This is a genomic window from Pseudoalteromonas sp. SG41-5, from assembly GCF_014164495.1.
GTDB lineage: Bacteria > Pseudomonadota > Gammaproteobacteria > Enterobacterales > Alteromonadaceae > Pseudoalteromonas > Pseudoalteromonas rhizosphaerae.
Genome location: NZ_JACJFH010000020.1, coordinates 41,590 through 58,826, shown reverse-complemented (window position 1 = coordinate 58,826; position 17,237 = coordinate 41,590). Strand labels below are relative to the sequence as shown.

The 17,237-nt window shown below is 37.1% G+C and carries 11 protein-coding genes; 8 read left to right on the top strand and 3 right to left on the bottom strand.

All coding sequences use genetic code 11. The features are described from left to right. The first annotated feature begins 102 nt into the window (after positions 1–102). From H5232_RS07715 to H5232_RS07700, 4 genes are all read left to right on the top strand, one after another. Entirely contained in the window at positions 103–1,134 is a 1,032-nt protein-coding gene (locus tag H5232_RS07715) for a hypothetical protein (protein ID WP_182830740.1), read from the top strand. An 8-nt stretch (positions 1,135–1,142) separates the two neighbouring features. Then, complete coding sequence (locus H5232_RS07710) at positions 1,143–3,908, top strand: hypothetical protein (protein ID WP_182830739.1); 2,766 nt, start codon at positions 1,143–1,145, stop codon at positions 3,906–3,908. Next, positions 3,909–4,460 carry a hypothetical protein gene (locus H5232_RS07705; protein WP_182830738.1) on the top strand — a complete coding sequence of 184 codons (552 nt, stop codon included), beginning with the start codon at positions 3,909–3,911 and terminating at the stop codon, positions 4,458–4,460. Positions 4,461–4,711: 251 nt separating this feature from the next. After that, positions 4,712–8,428, top strand: coding sequence for an ATP-binding protein (locus tag H5232_RS07700; protein WP_182830737.1), 3,717 nt, complete (start codon positions 4,712–4,714; stop codon positions 8,426–8,428). 6 nt (positions 8,429–8,434) lie between these two features. Here the strand turns inward: H5232_RS07700 and dinB are convergent, their stop codons facing one another. The 3 genes from dinB to H5232_RS07685 form a co-directional block, all read right to left on the bottom strand. After that, entirely contained in the window at positions 8,435–9,493 is a 1,059-nt protein-coding gene (dinB, locus tag H5232_RS07695; RefSeq protein WP_182830736.1) for a DNA polymerase IV, read from the bottom strand. A 66-nt stretch (positions 9,494–9,559) separates the two neighbouring features. Further along, positions 9,560–10,993 carry a DEAD/DEAH box helicase gene (locus tag H5232_RS07690; RefSeq protein WP_182830735.1) on the bottom strand — a complete coding sequence of 478 codons (1,434 nt, stop codon included), beginning with the start codon at positions 10,991–10,993 and terminating at the stop codon, positions 9,560–9,562. Beyond that, positions 10,990–11,514, bottom strand: coding sequence for a hypothetical protein (locus tag H5232_RS07685; RefSeq protein ID WP_064665407.1), 525 nt, complete (start codon positions 11,512–11,514; stop codon positions 10,990–10,992). The genes H5232_RS07690 and H5232_RS07685 overlap by 4 nt, the downstream gene beginning before the upstream one ends. A 100-nt stretch (positions 11,515–11,614) precedes the next feature. Here H5232_RS07685 and H5232_RS07680 point away from each other — a divergent pair, with 100 nt between their 5' ends. The 4 genes from H5232_RS07680 to hsdR all read left to right on the top strand — a co-directional run bounded on the left by H5232_RS07680 (position 11,615) and on the right by hsdR (position 17,188). After that, positions 11,615–11,851, top strand: a complete 237-nt coding sequence (locus tag H5232_RS07680) for a helix-turn-helix domain-containing protein (RefSeq protein ID WP_064665408.1) — start codon at positions 11,615–11,617, stop codon at positions 11,849–11,851. A gap of 152 nt (positions 11,852–12,003) precedes the next feature. Further along, positions 12,004–13,470 carry an N-6 DNA methylase gene (locus H5232_RS07675; protein ID WP_182830734.1) on the top strand — a complete coding sequence of 489 codons (1,467 nt, stop codon included), beginning with the start codon at positions 12,004–12,006 and terminating at the stop codon, positions 13,468–13,470. Beyond that, entirely contained in the window at positions 13,470–14,684 is a 1,215-nt protein-coding gene (locus H5232_RS07670) for a restriction endonuclease subunit S (RefSeq protein ID WP_259400110.1), read from the top strand. The genes H5232_RS07675 and H5232_RS07670 overlap by 1 nt, the downstream gene beginning before the upstream one ends. Continuing rightward, positions 14,684–17,188, top strand: coding sequence for an EcoAI/FtnUII family type I restriction enzme subunit R (gene hsdR, locus H5232_RS07665; protein ID WP_182830732.1), 2,505 nt, complete (start codon positions 14,684–14,686; stop codon positions 17,186–17,188). The genes H5232_RS07670 and hsdR overlap by 1 nt, the downstream gene beginning before the upstream one ends. The last annotated feature ends 49 nt before the right edge of the window (positions 17,189–17,237 follow it).

The window sequence follows — 17,237 nt, the reverse complement described above, 5'->3', positions numbered from 1 at the left end:
GACCTTGTGGTGCATGACTATATCTCTACTTGCTTACAGCGCCTTGCTGAGCAGCCAGATAACCTTGAGCCACTGCTACCTTGGAACATTAAGCAAAGCTAGGTGTCGTTAGCTATACGCTTACACTCTATACATACAACACATTCCATATCTACAAAATTGGTAACAGGGAAGGCTATATATAGCTTTATAAATCAATGTGGTGATGGGAGTCTTGTTAAGCTTAGTTCAAACATACCTGGAATATTTGACGGCTTTTACTCTTTATCCGGTGTTTTGTTCGAGCTTTTAAATCTTGATTTCATTAAAGATGTAATACAGAAAACACATTTACATAGTGGAAACATCCCTCCTGTTATTTCTGAAGTATTAATAAAGTTAATTAAAAATGGTGTTCACTCAAATAGTAACCATCTAACTATAACTAAAAAACCTATATCAGAACGAGAAGTGTTAGCTAGGGAGTCTGGTTCGTTATGCCATAGCGCTCTTTTTGGGCTTAAAGCTATAAAAAACTCAGCTGTTCATGCTTTTAGTGATCCATATACATTATATTATTTGACTAATAGAAATTCTCACACCAACAGAACCGAAAAAATGCATTATTTAAATGCAGAGAACGAAGAATGGATAAATGCTTCTGGTCGAATTACACGTAATGTGATGATTGATTTAATAAATAATGTTTTTAATTTAGCTGAAGAATTTGATGAAAATGAAGTATCTAGATTCAATGATGAGTTTTATGAAGTTACTGAACACATATCTCGAAAAAGTCATGAAATGATTATGAGATTAAAGGTAGTAACAAATCAGCAAAAAGGAAGAATTAATGAAGTTGGTGTTTTATCCCCTGACAAAAAACAAGACACTGAAAGGTTTGATCATATTTATGTAATTGATAGCCCTTTAACTGTTTTTAAAATGAAAAATTACCTATATGAATTTGAAGCGAATTATAAAAAGTTACTGAGTGTAAACCCAAGCTACTTGTATAAGACAGTAGTGCCTACTGTGGAGTGGATCAGCTATGTTTTAAGTATTTTAACAAAGCATTCAGTACTAGAGGGAAGCAATATGTTTAAAAAAATGAAGTTAAATAATGTTTCAATCAGTGTGTTTCACTCAATATAGGGGGGAGAATGCAGCCAAGTTTTAGCACATTCGAGTTAAAAAGCTTTTGGGAAAACCAAAATGAAAAGCTAATGGCTCATCCCGATTTTTTGAAATCTGAAGGAGACCTTTTTGATTCAATTCTTGTTTTCAGGAATACCAAAGGCACAAGGCGATTAGATTTTTCAATATTTCATAAAGACCATACAAAGCTTGAGGAATCAGCTAAATTAACCTTAAAAGGTCAGTTCTACTCACTTACATCTGAAGAGTATGCAAAGTTATTCTTTTTACATGGCTTATCTACTAATTCATCCCAAGGAGCTTTTGCAATATATCAAATGGTGATACACCTTTTTGCTTTCTTAAACTTCAATGGATGTAAGAGTTTATCAGCCAGCAATATAGAAGATTTCCATACAAGCTTCTTGACCCAATCAGTGGGTGATAAAGGTTTTTTTAATCGCTTATCAGCGCCTTCCTATAAAGGGACATATAATAATGCGAATATTATAAATATAAGAAATAAACTGCAGTTAACAGGAATAACAGGACTGTTAAGTCATGATCTAACCCCTAAAGCATTTAGAGACTCTCTAGATGATGCTTGTAAATCACTTCTAAACATTAGTTTTAACCAATACAAACTAGGAGGAAGTTACAACTTTTTGGGCTTGGAAATGGGACAATATTATATTGACTATATGAGGCAAGTTTATGAAGAAGACTATTTTTATACTTTAATTTGCCATGAAGTCATAGACACAATTGCAGCTAAGTTCAAATTCAAAAATGCAGGGCATGGAACTAGAAGTTACTGGAGTCGCGTGATACTTGAGACAATTCAAGGCACATTTATACCTAATGTTCATGAAAAAGAAAGCCATTGGCGCACTAGAGGGAAGGTGCATATCGCAACAGCAGAAGAGCTATTTAAACAATATAACTTACATGTAGAAAGAGCCTTATCTTTAAGTGACAGTTGTATCAGTGCGTTGGTAAAGTCACTAGGGCTTGAATTACGATTTGATGCTGTAGAAATAATTCGCATTTTAATGCTTCAAAAGTTTTATCCTTTTCAATCCCATAAATCTCCTGCTCAAGTATGGGAGGGATATCTTCAATCATTAGATAAGACATTTATAGATAGTAAGCACTTATCAGATTTATTGGTTGAAGGTGTTTATCAGAAGATGGCTGAAATAGTCATCGCTCGTAAGCTCAATATAAGTGCATTTCAAAAGTCATTAAGATCTTGGGCCACAGAGTTAATGGGTGGATCTCTTGGGAAAAATATAACTGTTCTAACTGTTGAAATGGACCGCGTAACTCATGCAATGAGTACATTAGTTGTTTCATGGCTAGGTTACAGAGCAAGTGAATTTGGCTTCCCTTTAACAGCAATACATGTTGAACCTAATAACGATATATTGGATAACTCTCATGTTCCCTTTAGGTTTAAGTTAAAATGGGTTGTCCCTAAAACTCATGACAAGTTAAAAGTCGAAAGAGAAATTACATCTCAATGTTATCAGATAGCAGCTCAGCTTAACCATCTATTTAGACCATCTGCCAGTGAACCCTGCTTGTATAGGTTTACAGGCGGAAACCAAAGTTTGAATACTCCAAATGAATCTGAACATATTATTGAATATAGAGTCAAGGCTAATTGGGATAACTTTGTTCAAAGATACAAGCCATTCAAAGAGGTTACGCTCCTAGAAGAGTTATTAAGCAAACAATACCTGTCGGAAAAACAGGCAAAAGAATTAGAGGTGTTAATAAGTAAATATGATATTACAGGCTCAAAGGCGCAGAAATTATTAGAAACATATCGAGAAGTTAATAGAGATCTAACAAAGCTACAATGTAGTTCATTTGCCGGAAATAAACCCCAGAAAAGATTTAAAGAGTCGTTAATCGAGTTTAATAAAACTGGAAAAATATCAAACTTTGAACATAGTTTGGTAGTTGAAAAGTACCTTTCTGAAGAAACTAAAGAGTGGTTAAAAGCAGACTGTATTACTTTAGATCAAAAGGCAATGATGGATATCTCAAATGAATTAAAGCAAGATGTTAGATACCCAACAGCACATGCCTTTCGTCATATTTGGGCTGAAGCGGTTTTAACTCGTTATCAAGGGGACGTCGCTGCTGTTATTAGACATCAGTTTTGTCACTTAGATGAATCCTTTTTTATGGCTTACCTTCGTAACAAAGAACCCCAATTGTTGATGAAATCAGCTCGAATTAAAGTACTTAATTCTATTGTAGATACATTATTAATTGATTCGGAAAAGATCGGTAAGAGCTATTTAGGTGGCTTTTCAAGGTATGTAAGTAAAGCCAAAAGCTTAACAAAGGCAGTCTCACCTAGCGAGATTCTAGAGCTTAGGGAGCGAATAGCTGGGCGGATTATTTCTATTCAGTCATCACATTTCTCAACATGTATTCCCAGAGAGGGAGCAGAGAGTCGAGCAAAGTGTGCTGAATTTGGAGATATGGCACCTCATAATGCAAAACCTGAATTTTGCTTAAACTGTTCAAATGCGGTCATTACAAGCGAAAATTTAAGAGGGATTTGGTTAACTATACAGCCTTTTGTTAAAGAAGCTTTAGATGAAAATATTCCGGGGGTTGTGATAGAGCATCATATGCCCTTATTACGTTCAGGTTATAAAAGAATAAAACAACTTGAGAATTCAGATAACCAAAACAACGTATTGAAAATTTTAAATATGATAGAAAAGGCAATTTCTAATATTGAACAAAATGTTTATAAAATGGAGGTTTAGATGTCGAATGAATTAGATGAGCTGATGACTGATGACTTTCTTTCCGGCTTAGATAGCCCAAACAAAAATAATGAAGGATTGTTAGATAAGCCATCGTGGGTCAGAGGTGATACTGTACATACAACATTTAAAGCTTGGAGAGCGATTTTAGATCTCCAAGAGATAAAAGAAAAAAGTATTAAAAATTATGGAAAAGTAGCTGACAGAAAAACACCGAAGTCGTTATATCAAATAAAAAAATCGGAGGTTGCTGAGATAGTTGCCATAAAGTCACAAAGCTTATTTCGTACTTCAGGTTTTAGTGATGATATTCGAGCTTTTTTTGATGATGTTAACTCGGAACTACTAGACCTATTTGAAATAGAACAAAACAAGCAAAGATTACGAAGAAAAAGATCAGGTGTCCGGAGTAAATGTAAACCTGAGTTAGTTGATGATATGCAGGTATTAAGAGAAAAGGTTGAAGAGCTTGAAAGTCAAACAGTTAAGGACACGTTAGACCTTATGCTACAGAGAATGCCATTAGATCTTAGGCGAAGGTTGAGTATGTAATCTAAGTTAATCCGACCGCTCTATATTTACCATAATTATCCAATAACAATATATCTTGTTATTTAATCTAAAATCGGTAAGTCATAAATAACATTGCCTAAAGAAAGTTATTAAACAGAGGTACATAAGAAGTAACTCTATTAGCGAATTAAAATATATTAAATTCAAGAGGGTTGTGTAAAATGAGCTCATAGTCATATTGTTAAATGATCTACTATCATAGCTATTTCAGCTTGTATTAAGGACCAAGGATGTCAATTGAAATCATAGGACAAGAAAAGTATAACTTCCAAGACCTTGTTTGTGTATATATTTTGCTAATACATCAAGGCCTTCCAGTCGCTTCATTTTTGGTCGAGCCTGAAAATGGTGAAGATGCAGAAATTCACTTCCAAAATGGACTTAAGATAGAGGTACAAGTAAAAGGTGCTGAGCAACCTGTTACTCTAAAATCAATTGCACAAATGCTATCTCATTTTCAAAATAAGACAGATTTGAATTGTCTTTTAGAAAGAATACACAGTGAGAATAAAAATGTCTTATTTGTAATGACAGGTAGGTGTGATGATAAAGCTAAAGCCTTTCTTAAGCCTCTTCAAACTAATATTTGTGATTACACAGAAACTAAACTTCCTAAAAAATATCAAGACGAACTAAAAAAAAGTTTTTTTGAATTACCTTGGAAGGAAACCAACTTGTTTCAAAAGCGAAAGAAACGCTTTGAAGAGTTTGTAAATAAAGAGGGTTGCTTTAGCTCTGCTTTTGAGAGAATACATATTTGTGAAAACATAAAAATAGAGGAATTAAAGCACCTTATTACGAGTGAGCTGCAGTCTAATTTTTATGTTTCACCAGACAGAACTTACAATGCTATTAAAAGGCTGACTGATTTAGTCGTTAAAGGAAAAAGAAGTGGTTGTATTTTTAATAGTTTTTCTCGTGAGTTAGCTCACTTATCTGGCAATTCATTATTCCCAGATAATTATGTTAAAAGATCCGATGAGGCTTACCTCCTACAAGAAGTAAGAGATAAAAATGTTTTGTTGCTATCTGGCACTCCTCGCTCAGGAAAAACGACGACTGCAAAATATATAGCTTCCAAATTGCAGAGGATGGGTGTCGACTCTAAAATAGTTGCTTCTATCGTTGATGCTGAACGCTTGTTATTGGATCCCTCTAGCCACACTAAGTTAGTGATTCTTGATGACCCTTTTGAACAAACTCAAAACATTTCTCAAGACTGGCATAGGCTTTGTTTGTTGCTCGAAAAAGCTAATGGCAGTAGAAAGCTTATTGTGTCTCAGCCACAGGAAAAAATTCTTGAATATAACACGACGGACTCTTTAAAGCGTTGTTCAATAAGTGGGTATTGTTGGTATGATATTAGTGACTTGAAATTTGTTTTTTTAAAAGATCTTTGGTTACAACTATGCCTAAGGCACTCTATTAGTGAACAAATTAAAAGCATTATTTTAAACTACCTGAGTAAACATCTCATAGAACCTGGCTGTTTAACTCACTTAGCTTCAAACATTAATTCATTTTCTGGAGATATGAATGAAGATGATTTAATGAGATTTGCTAGGCAAGATGCTTCTAAATTTTATGGGATTTTAAAAAGTAAAGACTTAGATACGCTCACTTTTATTTTATCAATTTCTACAACTCCTCTAACAGGAATTACAGAACTTGATTTGGCTTTTTTATTAAGTAGTGATGAAGAGCTTCCCTCTCAGAATCAAACTTATGGTGAAGTTATATCACTTGGTGATGATGGTAAATTTGAACCGCCAAGATACTCTGTACATCATGAGGTTGTTGATTTATATGAGGGAAAAATCAACTCTCTCGACGAGATGAATGTGATCTTTATTGATGAGGAGGATGTCTTTAACTTTTCACACTCATTCTATCGAAGCGCTGCAGAGCAGTACATCTTCTCTTTTAAAAAAAGAAAGGCTAAAAAAGTCTTGAATTACATCAATAAAGGATTGTTTTGCGCAAACCCCAGAGTTGCTAGCTCTGTAGCGAGTAACCTAGGTTGGATAATAAGCGAACTAAGTAAGCTTGGTTTTAGTAAAGAGATCTTTCAGTTAACTTATGAAGGTCTTGGTTCCCGATATCCTGCTGTCCAAGATATATGCTTTGCTCATTTAGTTGATAATATCAAATCTCTCCCCGAAGAACTCGGTGAACTACAAACATTGGTTAGTAAAGTAACTTATGAAGATTACAATCAGCTCTACTGGCAGGAGGAGCATGCGGTTTGGGGACCTTATCGATTTATGCAACATCATCGTTTGGTTGACAATATAGAAGACTTCGCACACAGTTTTAGCGAAAAAGAAGACGTATATTATCCACCGGAAATTATATTTTCGATTATAGATTATTTCAGCACGGACCCAAAAAAGTATAATTTAAATTCACTTCATAAGTTTATGACATATCCTGAGGCAATTATTCGTTCAAAAGCAATTTCTGTTTGGATGAGAACCAAGGATATTTGTCAAAAATCATCACAATTGATTTTTTCTCACAAGCACCCTAGAACTAGTGTTGAGATATTAAAGGGGGCTTTTGGAATATGGAAAAATCTCAAGGAAGATGAGAAGTCAGTATTAACTAATGGTCTATCTCAAGTAGCCTCAACTCCTGAATCTGCAATAAGCATGCTGAGTATTTTAGCAAAGGCTTATAGATATGATTCATCTGATACTTCTTCTTGGGAGTTATTTTCCAAAGTGTTACCTAGCGTTTTGGTGCACTTGCCAACGGAAGCAAGACTTAATGGTTCAAGTCTCTACACATCGATTAGTGACTCAATAGGAAAGGTTGATGGAATTTATAGTATTAATATATGCAAGGCATGGTTAAATCAGCTTGAAAGGCGTCTTTCTATTGGTATGTTGCCTGGAGACTACGAATTAGGTGTTGCAGACATCATCATTCAAGCAACGGTTCAAGAACCTCAGTTACGAGAAGGTTTGGTACAAGATATTTTTGAAATTAATAGCTTGCCATTACAATTAGTTTCTTTCAAAGACTTAATTTACTCTTGGAAAGTACTTAGTAAAAATGAGAAGAACCTTCTTTTAAATTTGGCTTTAGAGTCAGAGAAAAAAGATTGGTTTGTATCCACGCTACTCACTTTCAAAGACATGCCTTCAGAATATTATGATTTGATTGAAACTGTAAAATTTTTTAGTGACAACTCAGTTAAAGAAATAAAGAATAATTTACCTTTTGCTATTTTACAAAAAGCGGTTCAAATCCATTGTGGAGATCCTCAGCCATTATGGGGGATAGGGTTGCATCATCACGACTCTAAAAAAATGAACAGTCTTATCTGGGAAATTGCTAGTGATTTAGAGCATCCTTTATGCGATATTTGTTGGCAAGAAATAACCTTAAGCGGTTCAAGGGATGATGAGATTGCGATGTTGATCTCCACTAAATCTGTAGAGGATATTGATGTTATATTGAATCTTTTACTTAAAAAAAAGCTGAATTGTGTTGGGGACTTCATGCCACAATCATGGGCAGCATTATTTTCTCTGGCTAAAAGTGAAGAAAAGAAGGAAACTATAGTAGATAAGCTGGACGAATTCTTACCTATTATTTTAGAGGATATATCAGACCTCTCGCTTTGGATTGAGGATAAAGAATTATGGCCACTATTCCTTACAAAGTTAAAACTAGATTATCAATATATACATCTATTGAAATATTCAAAAGATATTGAACAAGAAAATATAATACAGTTTTTTCAAATTTTATGTGGTGATGCTCTTCCTAGGTTGCATGGTACATGCGGTCGATTAATTGAATATTTTAATAGGTTAGGGCTGGAAGAACCGAATGCTTTGATTGACTTGTTGCAGGAGCACAGAGAAAAAATAATATACTCGAAGTCTCATGACATGAGCTTTTCAATCCCTGCATTAGAAAATTGGTCAGATTCATAGTGTACTCTACCAATCAAATGAAATTTGCTCTGTTTCACTTTTATTAGGTGTAAGCCCTATGTGGATACCAAGTAGGCGTACTTTTTTGCCATTTCCTCGCGCAAAGGCTTCAACTAATAATTCAGATAAAATGGCCAAGTTAATTTTATCTGTTGAAAACTCTTTAGTTGTTTGATGGAAATCAGAGAACTTAACTTTAACGCCAATCTTGCTGATACCTCTATCTAACAAGTGTTTTTCGGCTCTTTTTTGAAGCTCTGGGAGTAATTTATTTTTGAGAATATCATCAAGAATAGATAGGTCTAATATATCTTCAGGGAAAGTTCTTTCAACGCCTACCGACTTTCTTTCTCTACTGACCATAATTGGTCTATCGTCACTTCCACTGCATCGGTCCCATAACAATCGACCAAGCTTTCCATATTTAGAAGTTAAATACTCTAAGCTAGATGCTTTCACGTCTCTACCAAACTTAAGGTTATTAAGAAGTAGCTTTTCATTAGTTACTTTACCAACACCAGGGATTTTTTTTAACTCCATATTATCGATAAAAGAATCTACATCTTTAGGGGGAATGACATAAACACCATTTGGTTTATTTAAGTCAGAGGCTACTTTAGCTAAAAACTTTATTGGTGCAACGCCAGCAGAAGCTGTGAGATTTAATTCTTTATGGATAGAGCGACATATATCTTGTGCGATTAGCGTGGCTGAACCGCTAAAGAGCTTACAATCAGTAACGTCCAAGTATGCTTCATCTAAGCTTAGGGGCTCAATAATGTCTGTATATCGTTCGAAAATCTCTCTAATTTGAGAGCTTACCGATTTATATACTTCCATTCTGCCCGGAACCAAAATTAAGTCAGGGCATTTTCGCAGTGCTACACTTGTCGGCATTGCACTTCTTACACCATATCGCCTCGCTATATAATTACTAGTAGAGAGCACGCCTCTAGAGCTCCTGCTACCACCAACTGCAACGGGCTTATTCGCTAGCTTTGGGTTGTCTCTAATTTCTACAGACACATAAAATGCGTCCATATCTACATGAATTATTTTTCGCATATTTAATAATAAAAAATGAAGCCTGTATAAAAATACAGTGTTTTTTTGCAGAGATCAATTAACAGTCTATCTCAATTCACTTAACCCCAAAGCAATAGCCTCTTGCTGAAAGCGGCCTGATATATTAATTATTCGCTCATAGGCACCGGTTAAAAAATGCTCCTCAGTCGCTTCAGGCCTATTGCTCATAACTGGCTGATCAAAAAAGTCAGCAAAGTTATCTAAATCAAACTGAGCTTTGGAAGGTTTTTTATTTTTCTTATTAAAAGTCATTTTACTTAAATCTTTACCTTCTGTAGGCTCTTTAGCAGTAGCTTTCATCTTTTCAAACTTAACTACATCAGCTTCAAAAGGAACATCTTGATTAACTCTATACGCATACTCTAAAAGCTTAGGTTCGGCGGGCATGTACATAATAGCTTCTTGGTTTTTAGAGTTTGTTACCCTCAGTATACGGCCCAATATTTGCCTAAAATTCATTTCTGTTTTTATGTTTGTAAGGTGGCAGCAAACCTGCAAGCGAGGGATGTTTGTGCCTTCGCTAATCATACCAACAGAAATAATCCACTTAGTTTGTGCATACCTAAACTGCTGAATAATACTTGTAGGTTCATTTTCTCGGTAGGTTACAACAATGCTATCCTCTTCAAAGTAAGTTTGCATTAACATAGAGATTTGATGGGCGTGCTCAACAGACGATGCAACAATCAACCCCGCTGCATCGGGGTTTTTCACTCTTATTGAAGTCAGCTTTTTTTGAGCTGAAGAAATCATGTATTTTATTACCGCTTCATTTTCAATAATTTCTTGATAAGAAACGCCAGAGTCGTTTAATAACGTTTTAAAGCAGTTAAATGTTTTGGTTTCAGCGTCATCTACAACTGTAATGCGGCTATTATCAACAGCTACTATTTGTGGAACCCGACAAACATTATCTCCAATAGCCTCAGAAAGCCCATAAACGTAATCACACGCTATTTTATTGTTAGGCTGTTGATACGATGAAAGAACAATAGGAGCAGCATCAGAGCGCCAAGGAGTGCCTGTTAAGGCTAATGTGTACTGTGCTTTATTTTGAATGTTAAGTATTATCTGCTCACCCCATGCATTGGCATTGTCAATATTAGAGCCTGCACAATGATGAATTTCATCAAATATTACAAAAACACGATATCGTTCAAATAGTTGCCAAAAGTGCACATCTAAATACTGTAAGCTTTGATAGGTTAAAGCTCTACCTTTAGCGCCAATAAACCCATCAAATCGTTCATTCGTTTTTAGCTGTAAGCTTTCCTTAAAGTCTTGGGAAACAATAGACGACGGTGAAAAACAAATGATTAAATCGACCATATTGCTTTTTAATAACTGGTTAGCTAATTCTGAAGCCATCAAAGTTTTACCCGCCCCAGGAGTTGCCAAGGCTAAAAAGTGGCTATTGCCGTTCTGATATTGTGTAAGCGCAAAATTAATACATTCGGCTTGCCATAGTCTTAGTTTCATATTTTTTCTAATGCTTCGTTTTGCTTCAGTAAGCCTTCAATCGCTCTAATCTTGCCAAGTATTCTGGTATTGTTGTCTCTTGCTTTGTTGTATTGTGGCTGTAGTTCATCTACCAGTTCGGGTGACTCCAAATAGAGCTCTTTATACGCCTCTGATTCCCCCATATTCAATAATAACTCGGCTTTGTAATGGTTTAACTTACTAAGTAACAGCGCATGTTTATCATTTTCTTTTTCTGTGATTGAAATAGGTATTGAACTAGCTAAGTGAGTAATTACCTCAACATCAAAGCTCTCTGTTTTATTGAATCGCGTAAATCCTTTTTTATTTGATACCACTTTTTTCAGCCAGCCTTTTTTAACAAGCTTGAGCAGTTCTGCGTATATACTTCGCCTAACTGCGGTAGGTATCAACGAAGCATCACTTTTTAATGTTAAGTACGCCGAGCGTACATCACTTGTTGTAAAGTTATCAAAATTTGGTGCAACAATAATTTGAGCTACGAGAGGGTCAAATTTCAAAGTAAATCCTAATGAACTTCTTATAATAATGGGTATTATAGGGCGTGGTAGTTAAGCGCTCAACATGAAAATCTAATCATTTTGCCTTGAGGAAAATCAGGTGAGTGATTTAGTTAAAAATTTTGGTGAAAAACTACGAGAAAAACGTAAAGAAGCCGGCTATTCGCAAGAAGGTTTTGCCGCCTATGTAGGTATAGAACGCGGTAATTACGGAAAAATGGAAAGAGGTAATGTTAACATTAAGCTCGAAACTCTCTACAAGTTAGTGAATGCATTAAATTGCGAGTTTGAAGAGATACTACCGGCAAGACAAAAATATAAAATTGATCTAGGTTAGCTAAAAAACTTTCGGGTATTAATTTTTTATCAATTATTTAAATATTTAGGGTATATTAATCACCATTACCTTAGGAATAACTATTAGCTACAGAGTTGTTTTTAATAAAATAAATCATCTTTAACTCTCTGGCTAACAAGGACTTAACTTATATGTTTGAACAAACTTTTAAAAACATCGACGACATTTTTCATAAAGACGCAGGCTGTTCCAGCGAACTAGACTACACCGAGCAATCGTCGTGGATGCTATTTTTAAAATACCTTGATGACTTAGAGTTCACTAAGTCTCAAGAAGCCGAATTAATGGCAGAAGATTACCAATACATTATTGAAGAAAAATACCGTTGGAGTTCGTGGGCAGCGCCTAAAACTGCTAATGGTGAGTTTGATCACGACAACGCCTTAACTGGCAGCGATTTAATGGATTTCGTTGATGGCGAGTTATTCCCTTACCTTAAAGGTTTTAAGCTGCGTGCTAAAAGCCCTGACACTATTGAATACAAAATTGGTGAGATTTTTAGCGAAATCAAAAACAAAATTCAAAGTGGTTATTCACTGCGTGATGCACTAGAGAAAGTAGATGAACTGCGTTTTCGCTCACAAGAAGAAAAGCACGAGCTTTCCCATCTTTATGAAACAAAAATTAAAAGCATGGGTAACGCTGGCCGTAATGGCGGTGAATACTACACACCACGCCCATTAATTCGCGCCATGATCGACGTATTACAGCCACAAATTGGCGAAACGATTTACGACGGTGCCGCAGGTTCGGCAGGTTTCTTATGTGAAGCATACGACTACCTTCGCCAAGGTGGTGCCAGCAACAAGCAGCTTTCAACCAGCGACTTAAAAACCCTGCAAGAAAACACCTTTTACGCCAAAGAGAAAAAATCTTTAGCGTACGTTATCGCCATTATGAACATGATTTTGCATGGCATTGAAGCACCTAACGTTATTCACACCAATACACTGGGCGAAAACCTACAAGACATTACCCCAAGCAACCAGCACGACATTGTATTAGCTAACCCGCCGTTTGGTGGTAAAGAGCGTAAAGAAGTACAGCAAAACTTCTCGATTAAAACCGGTGAAACCGCCTTCTTGTTTTTACAGCACTTTATTAAAATGCTCAAGCCTGGTGGTCGTGCCGCTATTGTTATTAAAAACACCTTTTTATCGAATACCGATAACGCCGCTATTGCCTTACGCAAAGAGCTATTAGAAAACTGCAACTTACACACCGTACTCGATTGCCCCGGCAAAACCTTTTTAGGTGCAGGGGTAAAAACCGTGGTGTTGTTTTTCACCAAAGGCGAGCCAACTCAAAAAACATGGTTCTATCAGCTAGACCCTGGCCGCAGCTTGGGTAAAACCAACCCGCTCAACGACAACGACTTAAAAGAATTTATCGAGTTACAAAAAGGCTTTGAAGAAAGTGCTAAGTCTTGGTCATTGGCAACGTCTGAACTAAATGATGCAACACGGGATTTATCGGTAAAAAACCCGAATCAACTGGAAGAAGCCCCACTGCGTGAGCCACAAGCCATTATTGAAGAAATCATCGCGTTGGATAAAGAAAGCGAAGCAATTTTGGGTGAAATTCAGGAGTTGTTGTGATGGAAGTGCTGTCGATTGGTGATGTTTGTGATTTTTCGAGAGGGCTAACATACAAAAAAGCTGATGAAGTTTCTGCATCTTGTAATGCTGTTTTAAGAGCAAACAATATAACCTTAGAAACCGGAAAAATAAACTTTAATGATATTAAATATATTTCTGATGAAATATCTATCCCTAAGTCTAAAAAAGTAAAGAAAGGGTCGCTGTTAATATGTACTGCGAGCGGAAGCAAGAAGCACTTAGGAAAAATTGGTTTAGTCGAATCAGATATAGATTTCGCCTATGGTGGGTTTATGGGTATGCTCACACCAAAGGGTAATATTGATTCAAAATATTTATATTGGCTTTCTCAATCTAAAGCATACTTTGATTTTATACAGGGGCTCACTGATGGGGCCAATATTAATAACCTGAAATTTAGTCAGCTGAAGAACTTTCCAGTACCTGTATTTTCATTGGATGAACAAAAACGTATCGTCGTCATTCTCGATCAAGCCTTTGCCGATATCGAGCAAGCCCGCGCCAAGACCGAGCAAAACCTCAAAAACGCCCGCGAGCTGTTTGAAAGCTACTTGCAGCAAGTATTTAGCCAGCGTGGTGATGATTGGGGAGTTAAGAAAATTGCTGAAATCGCTGAAGCATGTTTGGGAAAAATGCTTGATAAAAAGAAAAATAAAGGCAATCCAAAGCCATATTTAAGAAATCAAAATGTTCAGTGGTTTAATATAAATACAGATGATCTTCTTGAAATGCGTTTTGAGGATAGTGAGTATGAAAGATATGCTATTAAAAAAGGAGACTTGGTAATTTGTGAAGGTGGTTATCCAGGGCGTGGAGCTATCTGGGAGCAAGATGAAGATATCTTTTTCCAAAAAGCCTTGCATAGAATACGTTGCCATAATCCACTCTATAATCACTGGATTTTATACTATTTATATCTGAGCGATTGTAATGGCACTCTAAAAAACAGTTTTACTGGGGCTGGTATCCAACACTTTACAGGGAAGTCTCTAAAGCAATTAGCCTTGCCGATTCCACCGGTTGAATTAACCGAGAAGTTTGTGCGCAATTTTGATGAGTTGTTTAATCGCGTAATAAGCTTAGAAAATGTATATCATAATAAATTGGAGTCAATTGACCAACTTAAAAAATCCATTTTACAAAAAGCCTTTTCAGGTGAATTGACCAAAGAAAAAGAAGGAGCTGTGGCCTAATGTCTCAAGCAAGGACGCGTAATGAAGCCGACACCAGAGCGGATTTAATCGACCCTAAATTAGTCGCTGCCGGTTGGGGTGAAGTCGATAACAGTTTTATTCGTCGTGAACTGATTTGCCCTGGTCAAATTATGGCCGGTGGTAAACGCGCTAATAAAGTCCCGTGTGATTATGTGCTGGTGTACAAAGGCCGTAAGCTTGCCGCAGTCGAGGCCAAAAAAGAAAGCCTGACTTATAGCGAAGGTGTACGCCAAGCAAAAGATTACGCAAAGCGCTTACAATGTCGTATTGCGTATGCCACTAACGGCCATGAGATTTACCAGATTGATATGCTCACCGGTGTTGAGACGCTGGTAAATGAATACCTGTCACCGCAAGCGCTTTGGGATTTAACCTTTGAGCAAAAAGGCGATACACCAGAAGCTGATTATACGACTGCTTGGCGTGATGCGTTTTCTAACATCCCCTTTGAAGCCAAAGGTGATTGGGCACCGCGTTATTATCAAGAAAACGCCATTCACAATGCGCTTGAAGCCATTGCCCAAGGCGAACCTCGAATTTTGCTAACGCTTGCTACAGGTACAGGTAAAACCTGTATTAGCTTTCAAACCGCGTGGAAGTTATTTCAAACCAGATGGAGTTTAACCGCGCAGAAAGATATAAACCTTGCTAAAAAGCGCCCACGTATTTTGTTTTTGGCCGACCGTAATATTTTAGCCAACCAAGCGTTTAACGATTTTGGCTCATTTGGTGAAGACGCCATTGTACGTATTACCCCTGATGATATTCGCAAACGAGGCGGCGTGCCTAAAAATGGCAGTGTGTTTTTTACTATTTTTCATACGCTTATGTGCGGGCCTAAAACCGAATTAAAAGAAGCCACGACAGAAGAAGACGAAAATGCGCCAATAAAAAAGGCAGAAAACCCGTATTACGAGCAATACCCAGCTGATTTTTTTGATTTGATTATTATTGATGAATGTCACCGTGGTGGCGCAAATGATGAAAGTGCATGGCGTGATATTCTTAATTACTTTGCCCCCGCTGTACAGCTAGGCTTAACCGCCACACCGAAGCGTACCGATAACGCTGATACCTATGGTTACTTTGGCGAACCCGTTTACAGCTATACCCTGAAAGAAGGCATTAACGATGGTTTTTTAACGCCATTTAAAGTGTTACCGATTGTTGGCACTATGGATGAGTACAAGTATATCGAGGGGGATGGTGTTGTTGTAAAAGGCGACCCTGAGCCTGGTAAACTGTATAAAGAAGGTGACTTTAACCGCATTATTACCATACCTCAGCGCGAAGAACGCCGTGTACACTATTGGATGGATCGCTTTAATCCTAAAGAAAAAACCATCGTGTTTTGTGCAACACAAGTTCATGCCGGTATGGTGCGCGATTTTATTAATCAGTACGCAGTTAAAAAAGGCTGGACCACCAACACTAACTATTGTGTTCGTGTTACTGCTAACGATGGTGTAGCGGGTGAAAATGACTTAAAAATCTTTTGTGATAATGAAAAAACCATTCCGACAATTTTAACCACATCACGCAAACTCTCTACTGGTGTAGATGCACGTAATGTACGCAATATTGTGCTTATGCGACCTTGTAACAATATGATTGAGTTCAAGCAGATCATAGGCCGAGGCACCCGCACATACGATGGCAAAGACTACTTTACCATTTACGACTTCGTAAAAGCGCACCATAACTTTGCTGACCCAGCTTGGGATGGTGAGCCAATACCCAGCGAAGTATGCCCAGAGTGCGGCACAACCCCATGCCAATGTGAAGACACTGGCGGCGAAGGTGCCGGTGAAAAGAAACCGTGTAAGGTGTGTGAGCAAAAACCATGTGTTTGCGAAAAGCCAGAGCCTGAAAGCTGTGATAAATGTGGCGAAAGGCCATGTGTATGCGAGAAGCTAGAGATTATGTTATCCGATGGCCGCTCAAGGCAGATAAAACACATCTCGTCAGCGATGTATTGGGCGGGCGACAAGCCAATTACTGCCAAAGAGTTCATTGAGCGCATGTTTGATGACCTACCACGCTTTTTTGAAAACGAAGATCAGTTACGCGAAATTTGGAGCGACCCAACCACGCGTGAAAAGCTATTACAAGATTTAGCCGAAGCAGGCTACGACAGTGATAAACTCGATAGTATGAAAGCCGTGATCGATGCACAAGACAGTGACGTTTACGATGTATTGTCTTATGTCGCCTATGCCGCAGAAGCAAAAACACGCAGCGATAGAGCGCAACAAGCTAAGCCTAAAATCCACTCAGCCTTTACTGATTACAAACAACAAGAGTTTATCGACTTTATATTAAGTAAATATATTGAAGATGGCGTGCAAGAGCTTGCACCTAAAAAAATGCGCAGCTTAGTAGAGCTTAAATACAACACAATTAACGACGCCGCCATTGAGTTTGGATCACCGGCAGCTATACGCGACACGTTTATTGGTTTTCAGAAGTATTTATATGAATAAGAAAGAATCATTTGGAAAAAGCTTATTGAATTTTTTAGTCGCTGGTAGT

Excerpts from the sequence above, each read along its gene's own strand:
- H5232_RS07710 (WP_182830739.1), top strand. The coding sequence starts at position 1,143 with ATGCAGCCAAGTTTTAGCACATTCGAGTTAAAAAGCTTTTGGGAAAAC.
- H5232_RS07705 (WP_182830738.1), top strand. The coding sequence starts at position 3,909 with ATGTCGAATGAATTAGATGAGCTGATGACTGATGACTTTCTTTCCGGC.
- H5232_RS07700 (WP_182830737.1), top strand. The coding sequence starts at position 4,712 with ATGTCAATTGAAATCATAGGACAAGAAAAGTATAACTTCCAAGACCTT.
- dinB (WP_182830736.1), bottom strand. The coding sequence starts at position 9,493 with ATGCGAAAAATAATTCATGTAGATATGGACGCATTTTATGTGTCTGTA.
- H5232_RS07690 (WP_182830735.1), bottom strand. The coding sequence starts at position 10,993 with ATGAAACTAAGACTATGGCAAGCCGAATGTATTAATTTTGCGCTTACA.
- H5232_RS07675 (WP_182830734.1), top strand. The coding sequence starts at position 12,004 with ATGTTTGAACAAACTTTTAAAAACATCGACGACATTTTTCATAAAGAC.
- H5232_RS07670 (WP_259400110.1), top strand. The coding sequence starts at position 13,470 with ATGGAAGTGCTGTCGATTGGTGATGTTTGTGATTTTTCGAGAGGGCTA.
- hsdR (WP_182830732.1), top strand. The coding sequence starts at position 14,684 with ATGTCTCAAGCAAGGACGCGTAATGAAGCCGACACCAGAGCGGATTTA.